This window comes from Leptotrichia hofstadii, assembly GCF_007990525.1.
Taxonomy (GTDB): domain Bacteria; phylum Fusobacteriota; class Fusobacteriia; order Fusobacteriales; family Leptotrichiaceae; genus Leptotrichia; species Leptotrichia hofstadii.
This window is the reverse complement of record NZ_AP019823.1, coordinates 1,736,535-1,759,810: the sequence shown is the minus strand read 5'-3', so window position 1 is coordinate 1,759,810 and position 23,276 is coordinate 1,736,535. Positions and strand designations below refer to the sequence as shown.

26 protein-coding genes and 1 riboswitch are annotated in these 23,276 nt (G+C 31.3%); of the genes, 23 read left to right on the top strand and 3 right to left on the bottom strand.

Going from position 1 to position 23,276, the window contains the following annotated elements; translation table 11 throughout:
* Positions 1–37 precede the first annotated feature (37 nt).
* The 15 genes from carB to FVE77_RS08290 all read left to right on the top strand — a co-directional run bounded on the left by carB (position 38) and on the right by FVE77_RS08290 (position 14,212).
* Positions 38–3,223 (top strand): carbamoyl-phosphate synthase large subunit, encoded by a 3,186-nt coding sequence (gene carB / locus FVE77_RS08360; protein WP_026745957.1) that lies wholly within the window; start codon positions 38–40, stop codon positions 3,221–3,223.
* A gap of 141 nt (positions 3,224–3,364) precedes the next feature.
* On the top strand, positions 3,365–4,354 hold the full coding sequence (locus FVE77_RS08355) for a YiiG family protein (protein ID WP_026745958.1): 990 nt from the start codon (positions 3,365–3,367) through the stop codon (positions 4,352–4,354).
* 97 nt (positions 4,355–4,451) lie between these two features.
* Positions 4,452–5,012 (top strand): RNA 2'-phosphotransferase, encoded by a 561-nt coding sequence (locus tag FVE77_RS08350; RefSeq protein WP_026745959.1) that lies wholly within the window; start codon positions 4,452–4,454, stop codon positions 5,010–5,012.
* Between the two features lie 61 nt (positions 5,013–5,073).
* Complete coding sequence (locus FVE77_RS08345) at positions 5,074–6,054, top strand: Gfo/Idh/MocA family protein (RefSeq protein ID WP_026745960.1); 981 nt, start codon at positions 5,074–5,076, stop codon at positions 6,052–6,054.
* Between the two features lie 176 nt (positions 6,055–6,230).
* Positions 6,231–6,860: a hypothetical protein gene (locus FVE77_RS08340; protein WP_026745961.1), complete on the top strand. Its 630-nt coding sequence runs from the start codon at positions 6,231–6,233 to the stop codon at positions 6,858–6,860.
* Positions 6,861–6,872: 12 nt separating this feature from the next.
* Positions 6,873–7,397 (top strand): hypothetical protein, encoded by a 525-nt coding sequence (locus FVE77_RS08335; protein WP_026745962.1) that lies wholly within the window; start codon positions 6,873–6,875, stop codon positions 7,395–7,397.
* A gap of 149 nt (positions 7,398–7,546) precedes the next feature.
* Positions 7,547–8,296 carry a glycosyltransferase family 2 protein gene (locus FVE77_RS08330; RefSeq protein WP_026745963.1) on the top strand — a complete coding sequence of 250 codons (750 nt, stop codon included), beginning with the start codon at positions 7,547–7,549 and terminating at the stop codon, positions 8,294–8,296.
* Positions 8,297–8,506: 210 nt separating this feature from the next.
* The gene (locus tag FVE77_RS08325; protein WP_026745964.1) at positions 8,507–9,142 is read left to right on the top strand and encodes an EexN family lipoprotein; all 636 of its coding nucleotides are present in this window, start codon (positions 8,507–8,509) and stop codon (positions 9,140–9,142) included.
* Positions 9,143–9,186: 44 nt separating this feature from the next.
* Complete coding sequence (locus FVE77_RS08320; protein ID WP_026745965.1) at positions 9,187–9,765, top strand: hypothetical protein; 579 nt, start codon at positions 9,187–9,189, stop codon at positions 9,763–9,765.
* A gap of 14 nt (positions 9,766–9,779) precedes the next feature.
* On the top strand, positions 9,780–10,415 hold the full coding sequence (locus tag FVE77_RS08315; protein WP_036087865.1) for an EexN family lipoprotein: 636 nt from the start codon (positions 9,780–9,782) through the stop codon (positions 10,413–10,415).
* A gap of 29 nt (positions 10,416–10,444) precedes the next feature.
* Positions 10,445–10,534: riboswitch (TPP riboswitch) on the top strand.
* 147 nt (positions 10,535–10,681) lie between these two features.
* Positions 10,682–10,993, top strand: coding sequence for a thiamine-binding protein (locus FVE77_RS08310; RefSeq protein ID WP_026745966.1), 312 nt, complete (start codon positions 10,682–10,684; stop codon positions 10,991–10,993).
* Entirely contained in the window at positions 10,965–11,720 is a 756-nt protein-coding gene (locus FVE77_RS08305; protein WP_026745967.1) for an ABC transporter permease, read from the top strand. Before FVE77_RS08310 ends, FVE77_RS08305 begins: the two co-directional genes overlap by 29 nt.
* Before the next feature lie 389 nt (positions 11,721–12,109).
* Positions 12,110–13,084: an ABC transporter substrate-binding protein gene (locus FVE77_RS08300; protein ID WP_026745968.1), complete on the top strand. Its 975-nt coding sequence runs from the start codon at positions 12,110–12,112 to the stop codon at positions 13,082–13,084.
* 30 nt (positions 13,085–13,114) lie between these two features.
* The gene (locus FVE77_RS08295; RefSeq protein WP_026745969.1) at positions 13,115–13,873 is read left to right on the top strand and encodes an ABC transporter ATP-binding protein; all 759 of its coding nucleotides are present in this window, start codon (positions 13,115–13,117) and stop codon (positions 13,871–13,873) included.
* A gap of 69 nt (positions 13,874–13,942) precedes the next feature.
* On the top strand, positions 13,943–14,212 hold the full coding sequence (locus tag FVE77_RS08290) for a GNAT family N-acetyltransferase (protein ID WP_026745970.1): 270 nt from the start codon (positions 13,943–13,945) through the stop codon (positions 14,210–14,212).
* Positions 14,213–14,313: 101 nt separating this feature from the next.
* On the opposite strand, the gene FVE77_RS08285 is transcribed toward FVE77_RS08290, so the two are convergent.
* A complete protein-coding gene (locus tag FVE77_RS08285; RefSeq protein WP_026745971.1) occupies positions 14,314–14,904 on the bottom strand; it encodes a histidine phosphatase family protein in 591 nt (196 codons plus the stop codon).
* A 174-nt stretch (positions 14,905–15,078) separates the two neighbouring features.
* Here FVE77_RS08285 and FVE77_RS08280 point away from each other — a divergent pair, with 174 nt between their 5' ends.
* The 3 genes from FVE77_RS08280 to FVE77_RS08270 all read left to right on the top strand — a co-directional run bounded on the left by FVE77_RS08280 (position 15,079) and on the right by FVE77_RS08270 (position 17,262).
* Positions 15,079–15,699 (top strand): EndoU domain-containing protein, encoded by a 621-nt coding sequence (locus FVE77_RS08280; RefSeq protein ID WP_026745972.1) that lies wholly within the window; start codon positions 15,079–15,081, stop codon positions 15,697–15,699.
* A gap of 29 nt (positions 15,700–15,728) precedes the next feature.
* Positions 15,729–16,166 (top strand): hypothetical protein, encoded by a 438-nt coding sequence (locus FVE77_RS08275; protein WP_026745973.1) that lies wholly within the window; start codon positions 15,729–15,731, stop codon positions 16,164–16,166.
* Positions 16,167–16,356: 190 nt separating this feature from the next.
* Positions 16,357–17,262 carry a magnesium transporter CorA family protein gene (locus FVE77_RS08270; protein WP_026745974.1) on the top strand — a complete coding sequence of 302 codons (906 nt, stop codon included), beginning with the start codon at positions 16,357–16,359 and terminating at the stop codon, positions 17,260–17,262.
* 272 nt (positions 17,263–17,534) lie between these two features.
* Here FVE77_RS08270 and fabV read toward each other — a convergent pair whose 3' ends face one another.
* Together fabV and FVE77_RS08260 are read right to left on the bottom strand one after the other, a co-directional pair.
* The gene (gene fabV / locus FVE77_RS08265) at positions 17,535–18,728 is read right to left on the bottom strand and encodes an enoyl-ACP reductase FabV (protein ID WP_026745975.1); all 1,194 of its coding nucleotides are present in this window, start codon (positions 18,726–18,728) and stop codon (positions 17,535–17,537) included.
* 175 nt (positions 18,729–18,903) lie between these two features.
* A complete protein-coding gene (locus FVE77_RS08260; RefSeq protein ID WP_026745976.1) occupies positions 18,904–19,647 on the bottom strand; it encodes an SDR family oxidoreductase in 744 nt (247 codons plus the stop codon).
* Between the two features lie 331 nt (positions 19,648–19,978).
* Here FVE77_RS08260 and FVE77_RS08255 point away from each other — a divergent pair, with 331 nt between their 5' ends.
* From FVE77_RS08255 to FVE77_RS13100, 5 genes are all read left to right on the top strand, one after another.
* Complete coding sequence (locus FVE77_RS08255; RefSeq protein ID WP_026745977.1) at positions 19,979–20,686, top strand: GntR family transcriptional regulator; 708 nt, start codon at positions 19,979–19,981, stop codon at positions 20,684–20,686.
* Between the two features lie 81 nt (positions 20,687–20,767).
* Positions 20,768–21,433 carry a deoxyribose-phosphate aldolase gene (deoC, locus tag FVE77_RS08250; RefSeq protein WP_036087870.1) on the top strand — a complete coding sequence of 222 codons (666 nt, stop codon included), beginning with the start codon at positions 20,768–20,770 and terminating at the stop codon, positions 21,431–21,433.
* A 262-nt stretch (positions 21,434–21,695) separates the two neighbouring features.
* A complete protein-coding gene (locus FVE77_RS08245) occupies positions 21,696–22,541 on the top strand; it encodes an SH3 domain-containing protein (protein WP_026745979.1) in 846 nt (281 codons plus the stop codon).
* A 62-nt stretch (positions 22,542–22,603) separates the two neighbouring features.
* Entirely contained in the window at positions 22,604–22,951 is a 348-nt protein-coding gene (locus tag FVE77_RS13005) for a DKNYY domain-containing protein (protein WP_026745980.1), read from the top strand.
* A gap of 170 nt (positions 22,952–23,121) precedes the next feature.
* Positions 23,122–23,271 (top strand): DKNYY domain-containing protein, encoded by a 150-nt coding sequence (locus FVE77_RS13100; RefSeq protein ID WP_408610376.1) that lies wholly within the window; start codon positions 23,122–23,124, stop codon positions 23,269–23,271.
* Positions 23,272–23,276 lie beyond the last annotated feature (5 nt).

Here is a 23,276-nt window from a genome sequence, read left to right as displayed (position 1 = left end):
GCGTTGATAAAAATTAATAGCAAGGAGATGTAGGGAAATGCCTAAACGAAAAGATATAGAAACAATTTTAGTGATTGGATCTGGACCGATTATTATTGGACAGGCTGCTGAATTTGATTATGCGGGGACACAGGCGTGTTTATCATTGCGTGAAGAAGGATACAAGGTTATCCTTGTAAATTCCAATCCTGCAACTATTATGACAGATAAGGAAATTGCGGATAAAGTATATATTGAACCATTAACTGTTGAATTTGTGTCAAAAATTATAAGAAAAGAGCGTCCAGATGCCTTGCTTCCTACTCTTGGAGGGCAGGTTGGGCTAAATCTGGCTGTGGAACTGCACAAAGCGGGAGTGCTGGAAGAATGTGGAGTAGAACTGCTAGGAACTAAGCTTGACTCTATTAAGCAGGCGGAAGACAGGGAACTGTTCAGAGATTTGATGAATGAACTGGGAGAGCCTGTGCCTGAATCGGATATTATTCATAATTTGGAAGAGGCACGTAGATTTGTGGAAAAAATTGGATACCCTGTAATTGTGCGACCTGCCTTTACAATGGGAGGAACTGGTGGAGGAATATGCCATAATGATGAAGAACTGGAAGATATTGTTACAAATGGACTTAGATATTCGCCAGTAACTCAATGTTTATTGGAAAAATCAATTTCAGGATACAAGGAAATTGAGTATGAAGTAATGCGTGACAGCAATGATACAGCGATTGTTGTCTGCAATATGGAAAATATTGATCCAGTTGGGATTCACACGGGAGATTCGATTGTAGTAGCACCTTCGCAAACGTTGACAGACAGGGAATATCACATGTTAAGGGATGTTTCGTTGAAAATAATAAGAGCGTTGAAAATAGAAGGTGGGTGTAACGTTCAGCTGGCATTAGATCCGTATTCGTTCAATTATTATATTATTGAGGTAAATCCGAGGGTATCACGTTCATCGGCACTCGCTTCAAAGGCAACAGGTTATCCAATTGCAAAAATTGCCGCAAAAATTGCGGTTGGATTGACACTTGATGAAATTATAAATCCTGTTACCAAAAATTCGTATGCGTGCTTTGAGCCGTCACTTGACTATGTTGTAAGTAAAATACCGAGATTTCCATTTGACAAATTTGAAAAGGCAGATAGACATCTAGGAACTCAAATGAAGGCAACTGGAGAAGTAATGGCTATTGGTAGAACTTATGAGGAAAGTTTGTTAAAAGCTATTCGTTCACTTGAGTACGGAGTACATCACTTGGGGCTTCCAAATGGGGATGAATTTAGCTTGGAATATATTTTGAGAAGAATCCAGAAAGCCGGAGATGAAAGATTGTTTTTCATTGGGGAAGCATTAAGACGAGGAGTTACTCCACAGGAAATACATGATATTACAAAGATTGACATGTTTTTCCTTGATAAAATGAAAAATATTATTGATATCGAAGTTGAATTGAAGGCGAATGTAAATAATCCAGATGCACTGCTGTTTGCCAAAAGATATGGATTTTCAGATAAAGTTATTGCACACCGTTGGAATACGACAGAAGATAAAGTTTACAAACTTCGTGAAAAATGCAATATTAAGCCTGTGTTTAAGATGGTTGATACCTGTGCGGCTGAATTTAAGTCAGAAACACCTTATTTTTACTCGACTTATGAGCAGGAAAATGAAAGTGTTGTAGGAAATAAGAAAAAAATTATTGTACTTGGCTCAGGACCTATTAGAATTGGACAAGGTGTTGAATTTGACTATGCGACAGTTCACGCTGTGAAGGCGATAAAAGAGTCTGGCTATGAGGCGATTATTGTAAATAACAACCCAGAAACTGTTTCAACGGACTTTTCAATTTCGGATAAGCTTTATTTTGAGCCACTTACAGAAGAGGATGTTATGGCAATAATTGAACTTGAACAGCCAGAAGGCGTTGTTGTTCAATTTGGTGGACAGACGGCAATTAACTTGGCTGAAAAATTGGCAAGGCATGGTGTTAAAATATTGGGAACAGCACTTGAAGAAATTGATAATGCGGAAAACCGTGATAAATTCGAGGCATTGCTGCATAAATTGAATATTCCTCAGCCTCTTGGAAAAACTGCATTTGATACGGAAACTGCTGTAAAAAATGCGGCTGAAATCGGGTATCCTGTTCTAGTGCGTCCATCTTACGTATTAGGTGGAAGAGCAATGGAAATCGTATATCGTGAAGAGGAATTACGTCAATATATGGAAAATGCTGTAAAAGTGTCGCCTGATTATCCTGTGCTTACTGACAGATATTTAGTTGGAAAGGAAATCGAGGTGGATGCAATTTGCGATGGGGAAACAGTTGTGATTCCTGGAATTATGGAGCATATCGAAAGAGCGGGAGTCCATTCTGGAGATTCTATCGCGGTTTATCCTCCACAAAGCATTACAGATTCACAAAAGCGTACATTGATTGACTATACAACAAGACTTGCAAAAGGATTAAACATTATAGGGCTTTTGAATATTCAGTATGTAATTAGCGATGGGGAAGTTTATGTGCTGGAAGTAAATCCTAGAAGTTCAAGGACAGTTCCATTTTTAAGCAAGATTACAGGTGTTCCTATGGCAAATCTTGCTATGAAGGGAATTCTTGGAGAAATGTTGAAAAGTAAAGGCTATCAAACTGGATTAATTGAAGAAAGTAAACACGTGTATACAAAAGTTCCTGTGTTCAGTTTTCAAAAACTGAAAGATGTGGACACAACGCTAGGGCCTGAAATGAAGTCTACAGGAGAAGTTATGGGAAGTGATGAAAACCTTGAAAAATCACTTTACAAAGGATTAATTTCGTCTGGAATTAAAGTCAAGGATCAAGGAAGCGTATTGTTTACAATTAGTGGAACGGCAAAAGAGGAAGCTTATGGACTGGCTAAGAGATTTTCTCGGTTAGGTTATCATATAATGGCTACGAAAGGTACAGCCAGATATTTTGAGGAAAAAGGTCTTCGTGTTGAAACAGTTGGAAAAATTGAAGAAGAAGGAAAATATGAACACGATGTGCTAGGGCTGATTTATAAAGGACTTGTAGATATGGTAATAAATACAGCTGGTAAGAAAAAGACTGCAAGAAACGATGGATTTAAAATCAGACGTGCCGCAAGTGAGCAGGAAATAGCCTGCCTGACTTCACTTGATACAACGGACGCTTTACTGAAAGTTCTGGAATCCATTTCATTTAATGTAAGTTCGATATAATTAATTATTGATTTTATTAAATAAAATAGAAAATAAATTTTAAAAATTACCAATTTCGTTAGTTTTATTTTGAGGAATAGGATTCGCGGAATTGGTAAAATTTTTAAGCGAATTGAATAAATAAAAAATACTGGAGTAAAAATGAATTATAAAAAAATAATATTAATAGTATTTCTTTCAATTTTTTTATTTTCCTGTGATGATACATTTAAGGAAATTGGAAGAAAATTGAGTATAAAAAAAGTAAAAAATGAAGAGATGGAGAAGTACAACGGTTATATTGAAATCCATAATAATTTAACAAATATTGAGAATGAAATTTCAAAATATATTGATGCGGCTGGAGAAGGCAAGGAAATAAATGTACAGGAAATGGGGACTCTGGAAAGCGTTCCTGTTATTAAAATCGACAATGCTGTTATCCAGAAACTTGAAAAAAATATAAATTCAAAATTTAAGATGGAAAAGCTGGATAACTCTTCCAAAAAATTATTGCCAATTTTAAAAGAATTAAAAACAGCAACGGATTCCATGACAAATTACTATGGAAAAAAAGAACATTTGGCAGATGGCTTTGCAAAAGGGCGGCAATTACATACAAATTTTTTAAAAATTTACAAAAGATATAAAGAAAGTTCAGATGCTTTCAAAACGGAAGTGGCAAATAAATCAATGGAAAGAATGCAGAAAATACTGGAAACATATAAAAATGAAGGCAGCCTAATAAAATACAATTTGACAATTTTGATAAACAGCTGTGAAGATTTTGTGGATAAAATGGATAATCAGAAACTTAGCATGACCACCTTTATAAAAGGTGATTTAGGGAAATTAAAAAAAGCACAGCAAAATATTTTAGTGGCTTCAGCTAACTTCCAGAAAGCAATTGCAAATGATAAACAGCTAAAAAAAGAAAATTATACAAAAGAAAAACTGGAAATATTTAATAAACAGCTTGCAGAATTTGAAAAATCGGTTACAATATTTATTAAGGAAATTGAGAAAAGCAAGTCGATGAGCAAGAGCGAGATTGAGAAGAAAGTTTATACGGAAGATATGACTGGGACCCCGAACGATGTGATTAAGAAGTATAATAAACTGGTAAATGATTATAATAATTTGATGAATTAACTATTTATTGCTTTAATATTGCCGATTTTATTTTCAAAAAAATTAAATAAATAAAAATTTAATTTACTTAACAAATTATATAGAAAAAAGGAGAACCGTGAAAAAGAAATTAACAAGATTAGGGAAATTCATAAGCTTGATTTTAAGGCATAAGCCTGAGATGATTGGAATTGAACTGGATAGGAATGGATGGGCTGATGTAAATGAGCTTATTAATGGAATAAATCGCTCTGGAGATGTTGAAGACGGAAAAGAGGAACGGATAAATTTTGAAATTTTGGAGGAGATTGTAAGGAATAACAGTAAAAAGAGATATGAATTTAATAAAAATTTGACGAAAATTAGGGCTTGTCAAGGACATAGCATAGATGTTGACTTAGAATTGAAAGCTGTCAAGCCTCCTAAAATTTTGTATCATGGGACAGCGGATAGATTTTTGGAGCAGATAAAAAAAGAGGGGTTAAAAAAGAAAAGCAGGCAATTTGTACATTTGTCAGAGACGGAAGAAACGGCATATTCTGTTGGTCAGCGCCACGGAAAACCATTTATAATAAAGGTTTTGGCAGAAAGAATGTATGAAGATGGGAAAAAATTTTTTATTTCAAAAAATGGCGTTTGGCTGACTGATGATATTGAAGTGGAATATTTGGAATTTTAAAATAAATTATCAAACCATTTTATTAATATAAAAAATAGAAAGATGAAAGAAGGAATTTTTTATGAAATTGGGAATTATTGGTTCAGGGATGATCGTTCAGGAATTTTTGCCTAGTCTTGTTCGGTTGGAAGGGCTGGAAATCGTGGGTATACAAGGGACAAAAAAGAGTATTGGAAAAGTTGAGGAAATTTGTGTAAAATATGGTATTCCAAAATTTACTGATGATTTTAATAAACTTTGTGAATTTGGGATTGACACTGTTTATATTGCTGTTCCGAATTTTTTACATTTTGAATATTGTAAAAAAGCATTGGAAAAAGGTCTGAATGTTATTGTTGAAAAGCCGATGACAACTAATTATAGACAAGCTAAAGAATTGTCAGATTTAGCAAAGGAAAAAAAATTGTTTTTATTTGAAGCAATAACGACACTTTATTTTGAAAATTATAAAAAAATAAAAGACTGGATTGAAAAAATTGGAGATGTGAAACTTGTTCAGAGCCAGTATAGTCAGTATTCCAGCAGATATGACGCTTTTAAGAGAGGAGAAATTTTACCTGTATTTGATCCCGAAAAAGCTGGAGGAGCATTGATGGACTTGGGGCTGTATAATTTACATTATGTTTTAGGACTTTTTGGAAAGCCTGAAAATGTGAAATATTATGCAAACATCGAGCGAAATATTGACACAAGCGGAGTTCTTATGATAGAATACAAAAATTTCAATGCTATGTGTGTATGTGCAAAAGATAGTGAAGGAGAAAGAATAGGAGTAATTCAAGGAAGTAAAGGAAAAATCGTAAGTGAAGAGGCTCCGGGACTTGTCGGAAAAGTTACATTAAAAATGTATGATGGAACAACAGAAAGCTTTGATGATGGATTTTCAAAAGATAGAGTTGTGCCTGAATTTAAAACATTCATTAGTGCAGTAAATGAAAATGACTTGGAATTTTGCTATAAACAGCTGGAAAAAAGCCTGCTGGTAAGCGAAGTGCAGACAAAGGCTAGAATTGGGGCGGGTATTAAGTTTCCGCAGGATTAATAAAAAAGGGGGGGGGGGTTTTTTAATCAAGAAATTCAAAAAATTACTGCTTCAAATCTAAAAAAATAATGGAGTAAACATGGATAGAAAAAAACATTTAGAAGAGATAATAGAATATGGGTTGATAGAAAAAGAAAGGCAGTAATTGGTAAAAATCAATTATAATGGTGAAAAGAATGGAAAAATATAAAAAATTTTGGGAAGCTGTGGATATAGAATACACTGAAAAAGAAGGAAAGAGAAAAGAGAAAAGCAAATATTATACAAAAGAGTTGCTTGAGAAATATGGAGTAAGAAAATATGTTAATTTAGTATTAGACTATGAATTGATAGCATTTAAGCCACTGCTTCGTTGTAAAAATATTGACCCAGAAACGAATGAAGAAGGAGAGTCTTTATTTTTTGAATTAGATTTTAGTGATGAAATGTATGAAAATGGAAGAAAAAAATTAATATGGTACTCTGAAAAAATTCATAAGAAGAAATATGGAAAAGATGCTAAAAAAATTGAAGTAAACTATGGAGAGTTAGATAATTATATACCAATAATAAGTGGGGAACCTTATGCCTATATGTATATATCAAAGGCATCAAATAGGATAGTGCAGTATTCTTCATATTCAGATTTAGAGGATGAAAGTAAAGGAGTTTATTGGAAATGGGTAAAATTAGCAGAAAATTTTGATGAATTTATTGAAAAACTGTATGTAGATCCAAAAGATAATAAAGAAATGTCTAAGGAAGAAAAAGAGCAACTGACAAAATTTGTTGATGGATTGCTGGAACAATTGGATGAAGAAAGGTAGGGGATGATAGAAATGGATAGACAAAAGCATTTGGAAGAAATACTGGAGATAGAAGATTGTGAAGTGAGGGAAGAGGAAAGTTACTATTATGACGATGAGTTTATAGAAAGTTTGGGAATTGAAAAAGAAGAATACAGAGATATGGTTAAAAAATATTCTGAAATTTATTTTAAGGAAACTGTATATATACCCATTGATGATGAAAATATAAATGATAAATTTATTTCGTATTTATATTTTGATGATGAAACAGTTGAAAGAGGAAAAAATATGCTTACAGAATTTGATGAGATGGAATATGAAAAAAATCCTGATTTAAAAAGAACATATTTTTGGAGAAACAACTATGTGGCAATAGATGCGGATGAAAATGAGTACATATTTATTTCTAAAGAAACAAAGGAGATTTTTATGTATTATTTTGCTGAGGATATACATAAAATTTTTACTGAAGGAGGAAATAGGGAAAAATGGAAATGGATAAAATTAGGAGATAACTTTGATGAATTTTTTGATAAATTGTATTTAAAAAAATAATGGATATACTTTAAAAGTATGCTCGAACGTCTCTAATACCTAATTAATCAGGATGAATCTTTGATTTTAATAGAATAGTTGCCTTTTAATTGGTTATTAAAGCGGTTTGAGGATAAAATTCCTTAAAATTTTAAAAATAAGGAGAGAAAATGGATAAAGAAAAAGTTTCAATAATTGTGCCAATGTACAATGCAGAAAAGTTTATTGGAAAAACGATAGAATCAGTACTTTCACAGACTTATGAAAATTGGGAAATGCTTATTATGAATGATGTTTCAACGGATAACAGTCTTGCAGTTGTAAATGAATTTGTAAAAAAAGATGATAGAATAATGGTTGTAAATACTGAAAAAAATATGGGTGTTGTAAAAGGGAGAAATCATTTGATTGATTTGGCAAATGGGAAATATATTGCATTTTTGGATGCTGATGACTACTGGCATAGCCAAAAATTGGAAAAGCAGATACAATTTATGAAAGAAAAAAATGCAGGCATAAGCTGTACAGAGTACACGAGAGTTAAGGAAAATGGCGAAAAAATCAATGAAGTTGTAATTAAATCAGAAATCTCCTATACTGATATGCTGAAAAATAACTATCTAGGCTGTCTTACAGTCATGTATGATGTGGAAAAAGTCGGGAAGCGGTATTTTAAGGAACTGGAGAAAAATGAGGATTATGTACTTTGGCTGGAGATTGTGAAAGATGTGAAAACGATTTTTGGACTCAAGGAAAATTTGGCTTATTATCGAGTGCTGGATAATTCCCGTTCGAGCAATAAGGCTAAAACGGCAAAAGTTCGTTGGGAAATTTATCGAAAAGTTGAGAAATTGCCGTTTTTAAAGTCAGTTTATTATTTTTTACATTATGCAGTCAGGGCTGTACTAAAAAGTAAATAAAAGCAAAATATTTGGAAAAAAGGAAATATCAATGAAAAATGATACACTAAGAACTCTTTATCATAAATTGTTTGAGCATCAGTGAGTTTCGGTTTTGTAGCAATATTTGTTTGTTCAGATAATAAAGTTTAGACTGCTTTCCCAAATAAAGCTTTGAAAATTTTAAAAAATAAGGTATAATTGGTTAAATAAATTAAATTGGAGGAAGTAATGAAAAAGATGAAATTTTTGATGGCTGTAATGATTTCGGCAGTAATTTTTACAGCATGCGGAAATAAATACAGCGTTGATAATCTTAAAAAAAATGACAAGCTGCTAAAAGAAACGGCTCAAAAATGTAAAATAAAAAGAAATGAAAAAATTTGTATAAATGTTGACAAGGTACAAGCTGAAAAGGCGCAGGAATGGTGGAACAAAACAAAACCTGAAATTACTAAAAAAGTTGATAAAATCGCAAAGGATCTGATGGCTGGAAATCTTATGTCAAGTATGGAATTTGTACCTGAAAAACTTTGGGAATGGGAAGCAAAACATGCTTCCACAACACCTCAGAAGGCTAAAGAAACAACATTGCAAATTTTAAAGGAAGCGGTAAAACAAATAAAATTTGAAAAAGTCGAATATAAAGTAGAAAATGCAAAATACGGACAGACAAGTGCTGGAAGAAATTATGCGATTATACCCACAAAAAGTATAGTTTCAGCTGAAGGCAACCAAGCTGAAATAAATCAGAAGTCTTTAGTATTTGAAGATGGAGATAAATTATACGTGGTAAATATTGATGAAAAGAACAAAGCAATCTTAAAGGAAATGTATTCTGACCTTGCAGACGTAAAAGCTGAATAACAGCAAAGACAGTACAGCAAAAACAAATATTATTTGGAGGATAAATGAAAAAAATAACAGCAGGATTAATGATTATTATTTCAGCAGTAGTTTTTTCAGCTGCTGGGAGTAAGAATGGCAATAGAAATTTAAATAACAATGTAAAAGTTTCTGAAAAATCAAGCAAGAATACTGAAACAGCACAACAGGTATGGAATAGAGTAAAGCCTGAAATAAAGGCAAGAATGGATAAACTTGCAAAAGCCGCAGTAAATGGAGATTACATGGCAAATATTAATGAATTGCCTGAAAAATATTTGAGCTACATGGCAAAAAAAGCCTCAATGACAGTGCTGGAATTTAAAAATTCTACAGTTAAGCTGCTAGGTGGAATAACAAAAGATGTAAAATTTACTAAAAGCACATATGATTTAGAAAATACCAAAATTGGGAAAACAAGCAGAGGAAGAAATTACGCACTTATTCCAACGACTGTAACAATGTCAGTAAAAGGGAAAAGTATAGAGTCCAAAGGTAAAATATTGGCATTTGAAGATGAGAACAGATGGTATCTTGTGAATTTTGACAAAAATTATATAACTTCTATGAAAGAGCTTTATCCTGACTTGATGGAAATAAAATAAGAAACGGAGAAAAAATGAGAAAGATAAAATTTTTATTGGCAACAATGTTTGCGGCATTATTTTTTACAGCTTGCGGAAATAAATACAGCGTTGAAAATTTGAAAAAAAATGATAAATTACTAAAAGAAACGGCTGTAAAATGTAAAGAAAAAAATGATGAAAAAATTTGTAAAAATGTGGATAAGGCACAAAGTGAACTGGCACAGGAAAACTGGAAGAAAGTGAAGCCAGAAATTAAGGCAAAATTTGATAAATTTACAAAGGATATAATGGCAGGGAATTATGCAACAGTTATAAACGAAATTCCTGAAAAGTATTTAAAATACGTTGCAGAAAAAAATTCGACATCAGTAGAAGAACTAAAAAAAATGATGACAGAAATATTAAAGATTGTTCAAACTGAACTTAAAATTGAAAACGTTGTTTACGATGTAGATGCTGCTAAAATTGGAAGAACATCAGCAGGAAGGAATTATGCAATTATTTCCTCAGTAACCACAGTGGCAGCTGATAATCAAAAAGTGGATAGAAAGCAAGATTCATTGGTATTTGAAGACGAAAACAAGTGGTATATTATGAATTTAGATGAAAATACTTTAAAATATGCCAAAAAAGTATATCCTGATTTTGAAGAAATTAAAGTAAGATAAATAAAATTTATAAAAAATTTAACAATTTAATAAAAATACTGGGGAGCAATTTTGCTGAGAATTAAACCCATATAACCTGTACAGATAATGCTGTCGGAGGGAGTATTTTATATAAAATAAGAAATAATTTTAAAGTTATTTTGCATACCTTTTCAAATTATTTTAGAAAATTTATAAAAATATAGAATCTCCTTGTGATAAGGGGATTTTTTTATACAAAGAAATTTTAAATAAAAAAACAGTTTTAAGGAAAGGAATGATAGATTATGGAAAGAAAAGAAATTAATGCGAGTATTGCAATTCAGGTATTGCCAAATGTTGTGGGAAATGAGGAAATTGTAAGAGTTGTTGATGAAGTTATTGAATTTATTAAAAGCAAAGGGTTAAAAATGAATGTTGCTCCATTTGAAACGACGATAGAAGGGGATTTTGACGAGCTTATGGAAATTGTTAAGGAATGTCAGGTTGTCGCTGTGAAGGCGGGGGCTGAGGGCGTAATGTCATATGTAAAAATAAATTATAAACCGAAGGGAGACATTTTAAAGATTGATGAAAAAATTTCAAAATATAACAGATAAAATTGCACCAAGTATTATTATTGCTGTATTATTGATGATTTGGCAAATTTTATCAATGATGAATATTATTCCAAAATTTATGCTGCCGTCGCCATTTGAAGTTGTAAAAGCGTTTGTTTTGGATTTTCCGCTGCTCATGGAACATACAAAAATTACTCTGCTTGAAGCATTTTTGGGACTTGGGCTGGGAATAGTCCTGGGATTTGCCGTGGCGGTTATTATGGACAGGTTTGAGTATGCATATAAAATGATTTATCCTGTTTTGATAATTAGTCAAACAATACCTACAGTTGCGATTGCACCGCTTTTGGTACTTTGGCTGGGATATGGAATATTGCCAAAGATTACGCTTATTGTTATGACTTCGTTTTTTCCAATAACTATTGGGCTTCTAGATGGATTTCGCTCGGCTGACAAGGATATGCTGAATTTGTTAAAAACAATGGGAGCAACGCCATTTCAGAACTTTATTCATGTCAAATTGCCAGGTTCATTAGGATATTTTTTTGCAGGGCTTAGAATTTCAGTTTCATATTCGATAATTGGAGCGGTTGTGGCTGAATGGCTCGGTGGATTTAGCGGACTTGGAGTTTATATGACAAGAGTCAGAAAATCGTATTCATTTGATAAGATGTTTGCTGTAATTTTTCTTATTTCCGCAATAAGCCTGCTACTTATGTATCTTGTAAAAAAAATACAGAAATGGTGTATAGTTTGGGAAAAGTAAGTTTTTATATTATTTTCCATTTAAAAAACAAATATTTAATAATTTTTGAAGCAAATATTATTTAGCAAAGCATTAAAATTTCTTGTCATTAACATAGTTTTTATTTCTTAACGGGATTTAATATTAAATATTTTTTATTTCCGTAGGATTGCTCATTGCCGCAAATCCTACAACCTATGGCTAGACTCCGACTTTTATCTGCCCAACTCCGGAACTCCTCCTTTCAGTCGTCAAACAGTCGTAGTTGAACAAATAAAAGCTCCGTCGATTTATTAAACTAAAAAATCTATTTTAATTATTAGAAAGCGCTAAGTTTTTATCTTTTGCTAAAAAAATTTATAATAAATTTATTGTTAAAAAAAAATAAAAAGTGAAGAGAGGTATAAAAAATGAAAAAAATTTTAAAAATTTTAATTTTATGTTTAATCTTGGTTTTGACTGTTTCATGTGGAAAATCTAAAAGTAATCAGAAAATAAAAATTGTACTGGACTGGGTACCAAATACTAATCATACAGGGCTTTATGTAGCAAAAGACTTGGGATATTTTAATGAGGCAGGACTGGATGTGGAAATTGTGCAGCCGCCTGAAGGGAGTACAACGGCACTTATTGGAGCTGGAGGAGCAGAATTTGGAATAAGTTTTCAGGATACATTGGCAAAATCGTTTGCAAGGGAGAATCCTGTACCAGTAACGGCTGTTGCGGCAATTCTTCAGCATAATACATCTGGGATTATTTCATTAAAGGAAAAAGGAATAGACTCGCCAAAAAAACTGGAAGGTAAAAAATATGCCACTTGGGAAGACAATATTGAGCAGGCTATCTTGAAAAAATTAGTAACAGATGGTAAAGGCGATTTTTCTAAAGTAAAATTAATTCCTTATACTATAACAGATGTTGTAACTGGCTTAAAGACTGATGTTGATGCTGTCTGGGTTTATTATGCGTGGGATGGAATTGCTACAGAAAGGGCAGGGCTTCGGACAAATTTTCTAAAAATCCGTGACTATGGAGAAGAACTTGACTATTACAGCCCTGTAATTATCGCAAATAATGACTTTCTGAAAAAAAATCCTGAAATTGCAAAAAAAGTTTTGAAGGCAATAAAAAAAGGGTATGAATATGCAATGAAAAATCCAGAGGAATCAGCGAAAATTTTGGTAAAAAATTCGCCAGAGCTTGACATAAACTTAGTAACAGCCAGCCAAAAATGGATTTCTAAAGAATACCAGTCTGATGCAAAAGAATGGGGAATAATTGATGCAAGCCGTTGGAACAGATTTTATGAGTGGCTTTACAAAAATAAGGCTGTAGAACGTGAAATACCAAAGGATTTTGGATATAGCAATGAGTATCTGAAATAGTAGAAAATTTATAAAAAGGAGAAATATTAAGTGAAGAAAGACAAAAAGCTTGAAATAAAAAATATTTCCATTTCTTTTGAAAATAAAAAAGTTTTGGAAAATGTTTCGATTGATTTGTATGAAAATGAGCTGGTTTGTATTCTAGGAGTGAGCGGTGCTGGGAAAACAACGTTATTTAACATTATTGCAGGACTTTTAAAGCCTGATTGCGGAAATGTGAAAATGAATGGAGAAGATATAACTGGAAAATCTGGAAAAATAAGTTACATGCTGCAAAAGGACTTGCTTTTACCTCATAAAAAAATTATTGACAATGTGGCGCTTCCACTTGTAATAAGAGGTGAAAATAAAAATAAGGCACGGGAAATTGCAAAGCCATATTTTAAAGATTTTGGATTGGAAGGCACGGAAAATTTGTATTCAAGCAAACTGTCAGGGGGAATGAAGCAAAGGGCGGCACTGCTTAGAACATATTTATTTTCCAGCGAAGTTGCTCTTCTTGACGAGCCTTTCAGTGCATTGGATGCCATTACAAAGCATAAAATTCATAGCTGGTATCTTAGCATAATGAACAAAATTAAAATGTCAACTCTGTTTATTACCCATGATATCGATGAGGCGATACTGCTTTCCGACAGAATTTATATTTTGGCAGGAAGTCCAGGTAAAATTGCTGCACAAATAAATGTTGACTTGAAAAATAGTCAGAGCAAGGGCTATAATAATGAAGAAATTATAATGTCTGAAAAATTTATTGAATACAAGCGTGAGATATTAAAATATTTGTAAATTTTTTTATTTGATTTTAAGATGATTTTACTATATAATAAGATAAAATATTGAAAGGAAGTTTGAAAAATGGAAATAAGACATGTAGTAAATGAAGGATTTTTTATATTTGGAGAAAATGGAGATGAACTTGCAAAATTGACTTATAGGAAAGAAGGGGAAAAATTGTATTTTGAATCAACTGTAGTTTCTTCCGAATTAAGAGGTCAAGGAATTGCAGGAAAATTGTTTGATGCTGGTGTGGAGTATGCAAGAGAAAATGGGTATAAAATTGTACCAGTCTGCAGTTATATTGTGAAAAAGTTTGAAAGCGGAGAATATGATGATTTAAAAGCATAAAAAACTATTAATTTCAGTAACAAATATTAAAAATAGAAAGCCTTAAAATAAAATTTTTACAAAATTATGTAGAGTAAAAGTTTATTTAAGGCATTTTTTAGTTATATTTCTTTTGTAAAGTCGTGTTTAATAAGTTCAATAAATGTAAATTTACCATTTTCATACTCATATTTGAAAATGGCACAGTTTGGAAGGCCTGTAAATGGAACATCTGGAGCATGCTTTAAAAAGAAAGTGTAGCAGGCGCCACCGTGGCTCACAGCAAGAACAGTATTATTCCCATCCTTTTCCATAATCTGAGTCAAAGTTTCGTGCATTCTTTTCTCAACATCCTTGTTACTTTCTCCACCAAAATTTACAAAAAAATCACCATAAGTTCTTTCATTTGGATGTTTTGGATTCAGATCCTCACTTTCTCCTTCAAACAATCCAAAATTCCATTCCTTTAATCCTTTCAATCTTTCATATTTCATTTTATTATCAGTCACAATTTCAAGTGTGTCACAAGCTCTTTCCTGAGTTGAGGAGTAAGCCGTATCAAAAGCGATTCCATTATCCTGAAAATATTTTCCAGCCACTTTAGCCTGTCTAATTCCCTCATCAGTCAGCGGAGAATCACAGCTTCCTTGGATTTTTTTCCGTAAATTGAATAAAGTCTGTCCATGCCGCATTAAATACAAAGTCTTTTTCATAACTATATCAGTCCTTCCTATTTTTATAAATATTCTATTTAGCTGCTAATTATTTTTAATATTATTATACCACATTTTATCATAATTATTAAATTGAGAAAAATTTACAATATTGATTTTAAAATATAAGTTTGATATAATTAATACGCATATAAAAAAGGAGGAAATTTATAAATGAATAAAAATAAAATCATAAAAATATTGCTGTTATTCGTTATTATATTGTTTGGACTAGGAAAACTGTATTTAAGCAGAAATAACAGTATGAATGCAAAGGAAAATTCTTCAAAGGAATTTGTTGCACAAAATAAGAGAAATAGCAAAAAGAATGCTATTAAACAGAAAAATATAGAAAATAAAAATGAAAAACAAACTCAAAATACTTCAAACCAAGGAGATAGAAAATATCAAATTGATTATGACCATGTGATTGGCGGAGATGAAAATTCGCAAGGTAAAGTTACTGGCGGACATTCTCTTTTGCGTGGAGATGTTAGAATTGTGAAAAAAATTGGTAATCCAGCTAAAAATGGAGTGTATCGAGCGAGCATTGAAGTTAAGAAAAAAGATGGAACTTGGCAGGCAAAAACTTCTAATGGTGGAGTAAATACGATGTTTCCAGAAAGCTGGGATGAAGCGAGAATTATTGACGAAATAAATTCAGCATGGGAAAACAGAAAAGATGTCAAAGGCAGAGATAATAACATGTGGCAAGGAATCAGCAAAAGCGGAGTTGTAATTCGTGGTTACAAAAGTCCTAGAATAACGGCTTATCCAGTTTATGAAAATCGTTAGAAACTGAAATTTTTAGAAAGGAGGAAATGATGATTATAAAATTTAGCTATTACGACGATGAAGATTTTGGATTAACTGCATTTCCAGAAATAAAATTTTCTGAAAAAGAAATAACAAAAAATAATAAAAAAAATGGACATTTAGAAAAAAAGAAAGAAGAGTATACAAAATATCTAATAACTGGAATAATGGAAGATTTTCCAGATGTGGAAATAATTGATATTTTTTTGCCACAGCTAGAAAAAGTTGAGGCTGGAAAATCACAGGGAGCTATTTGGGATGGACAGGCTTTTCAGCATAAGATTAATAAGGAAAAAGTTGAATTTGAGCATACAATTTTTGGGATCTGTGAGGAATATCCACTGTGGGAATGTAAGTTTAAAGAATATAGAAAGGTTTTTGAAGGCTGGAAAAAGTTTTTGGAAATGGAAGTTAATTTAAAAAGTGAAGTTGCAGTGGAGATTTAAGAAATAAAAAATATGGTAATATGAAAAAATATTTATTAATCAAAATATCTGAAAAATAATAAAAAATAATTTAGTTGAATGATTATGAGAATTAGCTATCAAATACTCCTATTATAAAAATTTATTCCTATTTTTTAAATGGAGTATAGTTAATATAAATAGGGAAAAGTAGAGACTTAGAAAGGTAATTATGATAAAAAGAATAGATACGAAAAGCGGTAAAATAATTTCTTATGTCTACAATCTGAAGGATGAAGATTATAAAATTTTATCAGAAAGATTGGAAATTGATGAAGAGAAGATAAAGAATGTTATTGACGAGGAAATTTTTACTCCAAGAATTTCAAAATCGGACTGGGAGATTTATAAACTGTATTATCCAGCTGTGAAAAAATCGACAAAAGATAAAGAATTTACATCGTATGAGATTAATCCGATTGTAATTTTTTTTAAAGAAGATAAAATTGTTATTCTAGATGATGATTATTACAATGATTTTTACGAATTTGTTGAGGAATATGCCAAGTTAAGAGATGAAGTTCTTGAAGAAAATCGTTTTTTTCTAAATATGCTCCATAAAATCTCTCAAAGCCTTTATAAATATGTGAGAATTTTGATTGGAGAGCATGACAAGATAGAAACTGTTTTGAGGGAGCAGCAAAGCAATGAAAAATTAATTTCTCTTGCGGAAGTAGAACAAGGATTTTATGTTTATAATATTGCATTGAGAAATTTGGATTATGTTGTTGAGAATTTGAAAGAAGATGAGCAGTTTGAACAATATGAAGAATATATGACAAGAATTTTACAGGAGATAAATTTTACGCTAGACTTATCATCTTCATACTGTGAAATCTGTAAAACTACAAGAGAAACATATTCATCGTATATTGGAAATAATATGAATATAACAATGAAGTTTTTAGCTGCAGTAACAATATTGGTTACAGTTCCAAATATGATTTTTGGATTTTATGGAATGAATGTGAAGTTACCGCTTCAAGATATGGGATTTTGGGCATTAGTAATAATTTTTATAATAATGATGTTGCTAATGCTAGTTTTGTGGAGATATATGAAAAAGAAAGTTTTATAGTAAAACTGTTTTAAAACAAAATTTAAAAGTTATGACTATTTTACTCAAACCTTAAATTTATATAATTTTAAGTAGGTTTGAGTATATAATGTAAAAATAGAAATTATAGTAGTTTATTTTTGTTAAAATAAAAAAATCAAAATAAATATGTATAAACACAATTATAATTTTAAAGTAAATTTATGTATAATAAAAGACTATCTAAAAGAATATTTTTTCTAAAAGATAGTCTAATTTTTTTGTTATTTATCTTGTAAATTTTTAAAATTAAATTAAGGTTTTAATTTAGCTAATTCATCTAAATCAACATCAGCGTCATAATCCACATTATCAAAGTCAAATCCATTTAATTGCATGAATTCCTCTCTTGCTCCAGCGTAATCGCTTATTTCCTTAAAGTTATCTGGAGTAACTTTGTCCCAAAGAGCTTCTACTTCAGCTTGAACGTCTTCACGCATTTCCCAGTTATCTGGACGTAATCTTCTTTCTTCGTCAATAACAGGATTGTTTCCATAAACCATTTGAGTTAAAAGTCTATGTTTTTGTTCGATTGTACCTTCGTGGATACCTTTTTCCTTCATTACTTTGTAAAGCAATGCTGCGTATAATGGGAAAATAGGGATAACTGCACTTGCTTTTGTCATTAACGCCTTACTTAATGAAACGTATGCTTCTCCGTTATATTTTTCTTTTAAAAAGTCATTTAAAACATCAGAAGTATGTTCCAAATCTCTTTTTGCAGCTCCAATTGTACCTTCTTTATAGATTCCATAAGTTACTTTTGGGCCTAAATATGAGTAAGCTACTGTTTTGAAGCCTTCAGAAAGAACACCGCCTTTATCAAGCGCCTCAATCCATAATTTCCAGTCTTCTCCACCCATAACTTTTACAGTGCTTTTAATTTCATCTGGAGTTGCGACACCCATTGTTGTTTCTTCCATAACTTCTTTTTCAAAGTTGATAGTTGGACCTGTAATGTCCTTTGTTGTAGATTTTAATGCTGAACGGTAAGTTACACCGTCAATTGGATCAGTTCTGACTGCACTTGCTAAGCTGTAAATTAACAAGTCGATTTTTCCACCAAATTCTTCTTTAATGAACTTTATTACATCATCTTTCATTTCCATTGAGAAGGCATCGCCAATGAAGTTTTTAGAAACTAAGCCTTCTTTTTCAGCAGCTTCGTTAAAGGCAATTGTATTCCACCAACCAGCAGAACCTGCTCTTTTCCCTTCTACCCCTTTTTCAAATGCTACTCCAATAGTTTCAGCTCCGGCACCGAAGGCAAGGGAGATTCTTGTGGCAAGTCCGTATCCAGATGAAGAACCGATAATTAGAACTTTTTTTGGGCCTTCATATTTATCTTGTGATTTTACATAGTCAATTTGCCTTTTTACAAATTCTTTTGCTCCAATGGGATGGTTTGTAAGTGCTAAACCACCTTTTAATCTAGGTTTTATAACCATTTTTTCTTTTCCTCCTAAAAAATTATTTATTATAATTATTTTTCAATTTTAAAAAAATCATACATTTAAAATGATAACATATTTTATGATGTATTTTCAAGAAATATTTTAATTTAAATAGAAATAAATAATTTTGGCAATCAAAATAATTCTTTGGAGAAAAATTTTTGTAAAATTATAACTGTGCAGTAGGATAAAGCGTGATTTCGTTCATGCTAACTTCTTCTGGCAAATCAATCGCAAATTTTACAGCTTCGGCAACTATTATAGGATCTGCTCCAATTGTGTCGTAAAGAAATTCAATTCTTTCCTTAATTGCTTTATTTGTGATACGTGTTGCAAGTTCAGTTCTGAATGCTCCTAGGTATAGAGTTGTTGTACGGACATTCATTTTTTCGTTGGCGCTTTCTTTTCTCAGTACTTCCATTAGTGCTTTTACACCGTGTTTTGTAGCACAGTAAACTCCTGCTCCAAGATATGTGTTCAGTCCAGCAACAGAAGATGTGCTGATAACGTGTCCAGATTTTTGCTTGATAAAATGTGGAAGTACAGCTTCTATACCATTTAAGACACCTTTTAAGTTCACATCAATCATTTCGTCCCATTCGCTATTTTTTAGTTCTGACAATGGTGCATTTGGCATTAATCCAGCATTATTGAAAATAACATCTATTTTTCCGTATTCAGAAATTGCGAATTCAACCAATGCTTTTACTTCCTCTCTTTTTGATACATCTGTCATTTTGTAAGTGGCTTCCCCTCCTTTTTCCTTTATTTCAGCAACAGCTTGCTGTAATTTGTCTTCATTTCTTGCGGCAAGTACAACTTTTGCCCCGCTTTCTCCCAATAATTTCGCAGTAGCCCTTCCAATTCCTGAAGAAGCTCCTGTAACAATAACGACTTTGTTTTTAACAGCCATTTAAATCATCTCCTTTAAATAATTAATTTTTATACAATCAAATTATATCATATCTTTTTAAAAAGTCAATAGGTATATATATATCTATTATAAAAAACGGATGATATGTTGTAGTTGTTATTTTTAATATTTTAAAGTATAATTATAATAAATTAACTTTAAAAGTTGTAGTTATTTCATTTAAACTTTAAAAATATTTAATTTTATAAATACGATGTAAAATAGATTATAGCATTCTAATTTGAAACGGGAACTTAGACAAACTATAACTTTCTACGTATTCTTGCTTCAAATTTTAAAAGGATTGATTATAATTTTGGAAAGGTAAAGAATGAGTAAATATAAAGAAGTATATAACAATATAAAAAAACAAATTAAAGATGGAAAATTAAAGCCAAAAGATTATTTAAAAAAGGAAGCAGATTTTGCCAAAGAATATTCCTGTTCGGTGCTTACTGTGAGAAAAGCGCTTGCTTTACTGGAATCGGAAGGATATATTCAAAAAATAAAAGGTAAAAGGTCAGTTGTGCTTGAAAAAGGGGATTTGAAAAATATTTCGCTTACTTCAATACAGACATTTCAGGAATTGAATAAGATAAAAAATATAGATGTCAAGGCAAATTTAGTTAGTCTATATATAGTACAAGGTGTCGAGGAACTGATGGAAAAATTTAATGTTTCTAAAACTGCTGATTTTTACAAGGTTGTCCGTACTTATTCCTTGGATGGCGAAACTGTGCAGTATGCCACTTCTTATTTTGATAGAAAAATAGTCACTTATCTGAATGATGAAATAGCTAGCAAGTCTATTTATGAATATCTGGAAAATGAACTAAATTTAAAAATATCCTATTCAAGACGGGAAATAAAGTTTAGAAGTGCAACAGATGAGGAAAGACGGCATATAAATCTTGAAAATATTGACAGAGTTGTAGTTATTGAAACTTACGCCTATTTATCCAACGGAAATCTTTTCCAATATGAAACAATAACTTATCATCCTGATAAATTTACTTTTACTGCAATTGCTAAAAGATAGTTGCTAAAAATATAAAAAGTGGATATAATAAGAATAGATAAAACATTAATTAAATAAATAATAAGAAGGGAAATGGTAATGATGAAAATAAACAAATTTATTGATCATACAATTTTGAAAGCAACAGCTACAAAGGAAGATGTAAAAAAATTATGCGATGAAGCGAAAGAATATGGATTTTATTCAGTTTGTGTAAATGGGGCGAATGTTGAATATGCTTATAGTCAAGTTAAGGATAGCGATGTGAAAGTTGCGGCGGTAGTTGGATTTCCTTTGGGAGCGATGGCAACTGATGTGAAGGTGTTTGAAGCGAAAAAGGCTATTGAAGACGGAGCTTCGGAAATTGATATGGTTATTAATGTTGGTGCATTGAAGGACAAGGACTATGATTTAGTGGAAAACGAAATTAGAAAAATAAAAGAGGCAATTGGAAGCAATGTTCTGAAAGTTATAATCGAAACTTGCTATTTGACTGACGATGAAAAAGTGAAAGCATGTGAATTATCAGTTAATGCAAAGGCAGATTTTGTAAAAACTTCGACAGGATTTGGAACAGGAGGAGCTACATTTGAAGATGTAGAGCTTATGAAAAAAAATGTTGGAGATAAAGCAGAAGTTAAGGCAAGTGGTGGAGTGAAAGACCTTGAAACTGCAAAAAAATATATTGAATTAGGAGCAACAAGACTGGGAACAAGTTCAGGAATCGCTATTGTAACAGGACTGGAAAGTGAAAAGGCTGGCTATTAAATTTTAGTCAATAAAGAGGAACATAATAATAGACTCCTTCAGGAACTATATATTTTTAGAATTTAATAAAAGAAGGATTATAAAGCAAGGGGTTAGTATCCCTTGTTAAAGTAAAAAATTGGATAACAGATATTTATGCAGCAAGAAATTAAGAACTTTTATCAGAAAGAGAAGAAGTTTAAAATTGAAAATAGTATATTAATTAGGTATATAAACTTTTGCAAATAGCTGTCAGTAAAATGTAAAGGAGAAGTGAGTGTTTATGAAACTTAAAAATTTTAAATTTAGAAATATTTTCTTTTGTTGCTTTCTTCTGCTAGTTTCTATGCTTTCTTTTGGACAAAATAAGAAATCTGATGAAATTATTTTGACTGATGATGGAGTAATTTTGGATTTGAAGGGAACATTTAAAATTAATTGGGATAAAAGTGATTCAGATGTGCCCTGTTCTGCAATAGAATATGGCGAGATGCTGTTTTATCCTGATAATAAGGATATTGTGAATGGGAAAGCGATAGTTTTGAGGCTTAGGGATTTTGACTATAATAATCCAGATATATATGAAAATAATGAAAATTATGAAAAAGAAGCTGCTAAGGAAGAGAAAATTATTACTGAAACATTGAAGAAAAATTTTCCAGAAGAGTATCAAAAAATGCAAAAAATTCGTAAAGGGGAATTTGAAGTTCCAGCGACAGTTAAGATAAAAAAGGTTTTGCCATATACAGAATGTGATTTTACGACGGTTTATGCTTATGCTACGGAATTGAAGAGGGTGGCTGGTGCGAAATCTAAAATTACTGAAATTAAAACGAAAAAATCGAAGGATTTTGAAGAAGAATTTTCAAATCTGAATGAACCGTTTGATTTGAAAAAATATGAAGTGAGCTCAAAGGACGGATACACGAATTTGCGAGAAAAGCCGACAACAAACTCGAGAACTGTTTCAAAAATGGACAATAGAACTGTTGTGAAATATATTACGAAATCTGGCGACTGGTATTATATTTTTGATGTTGAGTATCCTGATGAAAGTAATAAGCTTACAAAAACTAAGGAATATAGAGGATTTATCCATAAGAGCCAGTTGAAAAAATATGTTGATTAGAGTGTTTTTGTAAAAAAATTTGAAAAAATTTATGCTTTTTGATTACAAAGAGAGGATAACTTGTGAAAAAAATTTTGTTGAAAATAGTGATATTTTTGATTTTTGTAAATGTGGGATTTGGAGATGTTGCACAAATTATAGGAGATTATTATTCGATAGATAGAGGAAAAGTTTATTACAAAAATAAAATTTTGGAAGGAGCAAATCCGAAAACTGCTGAGTTGATAGGATTTTCTCTTTTAAAAGATGATAAGAATGTTTATTACATGGGTGAAAAAATAAAAGATGTAAAAATTGAAAATCCTGAAACATTTGAATTTTTATCAGATACTATAAATACTGATTCATTAGATGTGTTCGATAACCTAAGTTTTTTTATTTTCGCAAGGGGTCAAGACCCCTTGCTTTAGAATATTTGTTTTATTAAATTCTAAATATATATAGTTATCGAACAGATCTATTTTATGGAAAAGACAAATATAATGTTTATTATGTAAATAGGATATTTTTAAGTTGTTTTGGTACATATACTTGGATAGGGTTTAAAGTAGAAGGAATTAATAAAGATAAAGTAAAATTCTTGAATAAAAAATTTATAAAAGATGATAAAAATATTTATTTTAAGGGAAAAATTTTAGAAGATGTTGATTACAATACATTTGAAGTGCTTCCGAATGGAAATGGAAAAGATAAAAATCGAAGTTATGAATATTTGACTAAAGATGAATAAGAATG

Excerpts from the sequence above, each read along its gene's own strand:
- carB (WP_026745957.1), top strand. The coding sequence starts at position 38 with ATGCCTAAACGAAAAGATATAGAAACAATTTTAGTGATTGGATCTGGA.
- FVE77_RS08355 (WP_026745958.1), top strand. The coding sequence starts at position 3,365 with ATGAATTATAAAAAAATAATATTAATAGTATTTCTTTCAATTTTTTTA.
- FVE77_RS08345 (WP_026745960.1), top strand. The coding sequence starts at position 5,074 with ATGAAATTGGGAATTATTGGTTCAGGGATGATCGTTCAGGAATTTTTG.
- FVE77_RS08340 (WP_026745961.1), top strand. The coding sequence starts at position 6,231 with ATGGAAAAATATAAAAAATTTTGGGAAGCTGTGGATATAGAATACACT.
- FVE77_RS08335 (WP_026745962.1), top strand. The coding sequence starts at position 6,873 with ATGGATAGACAAAAGCATTTGGAAGAAATACTGGAGATAGAAGATTGT.
- FVE77_RS08330 (WP_026745963.1), top strand. The coding sequence starts at position 7,547 with ATGGATAAAGAAAAAGTTTCAATAATTGTGCCAATGTACAATGCAGAA.
- FVE77_RS08325 (WP_026745964.1), top strand. The coding sequence starts at position 8,507 with ATGAAAAAGATGAAATTTTTGATGGCTGTAATGATTTCGGCAGTAATT.
- FVE77_RS08320 (WP_026745965.1), top strand. The coding sequence starts at position 9,187 with ATGAAAAAAATAACAGCAGGATTAATGATTATTATTTCAGCAGTAGTT.
- FVE77_RS08315 (WP_036087865.1), top strand. The coding sequence starts at position 9,780 with ATGAGAAAGATAAAATTTTTATTGGCAACAATGTTTGCGGCATTATTT.
- FVE77_RS08310 (WP_026745966.1), top strand. The coding sequence starts at position 10,682 with ATGGAAAGAAAAGAAATTAATGCGAGTATTGCAATTCAGGTATTGCCA.
- FVE77_RS08305 (WP_026745967.1), top strand. The coding sequence starts at position 10,965 with ATGAAAAAATTTCAAAATATAACAGATAAAATTGCACCAAGTATTATT.
- FVE77_RS08300 (WP_026745968.1), top strand. The coding sequence starts at position 12,110 with ATGAAAAAAATTTTAAAAATTTTAATTTTATGTTTAATCTTGGTTTTG.
- FVE77_RS08290 (WP_026745970.1), top strand. The coding sequence starts at position 13,943 with ATGGAAATAAGACATGTAGTAAATGAAGGATTTTTTATATTTGGAGAA.
- FVE77_RS08285 (WP_026745971.1), bottom strand. The coding sequence starts at position 14,904 with ATGAAAAAGACTTTGTATTTAATGCGGCATGGACAGACTTTATTCAAT.
- FVE77_RS08280 (WP_026745972.1), top strand. The coding sequence starts at position 15,079 with ATGAATAAAAATAAAATCATAAAAATATTGCTGTTATTCGTTATTATA.
- FVE77_RS08275 (WP_026745973.1), top strand. The coding sequence starts at position 15,729 with ATGATTATAAAATTTAGCTATTACGACGATGAAGATTTTGGATTAACT.
- FVE77_RS08270 (WP_026745974.1), top strand. The coding sequence starts at position 16,357 with ATGATAAAAAGAATAGATACGAAAAGCGGTAAAATAATTTCTTATGTC.
- fabV (WP_026745975.1), bottom strand. The coding sequence starts at position 18,728 with ATGGTTATAAAACCTAGATTAAAAGGTGGTTTAGCACTTACAAACCAT.
- FVE77_RS08260 (WP_026745976.1), bottom strand. The coding sequence starts at position 19,647 with ATGGCTGTTAAAAACAAAGTCGTTATTGTTACAGGAGCTTCTTCAGGA.
- FVE77_RS08255 (WP_026745977.1), top strand. The coding sequence starts at position 19,979 with ATGAGTAAATATAAAGAAGTATATAACAATATAAAAAAACAAATTAAA.
- deoC (WP_036087870.1), top strand. The coding sequence starts at position 20,768 with ATGAAAATAAACAAATTTATTGATCATACAATTTTGAAAGCAACAGCT.
- FVE77_RS08245 (WP_026745979.1), top strand. The coding sequence starts at position 21,696 with ATGAAACTTAAAAATTTTAAATTTAGAAATATTTTCTTTTGTTGCTTT.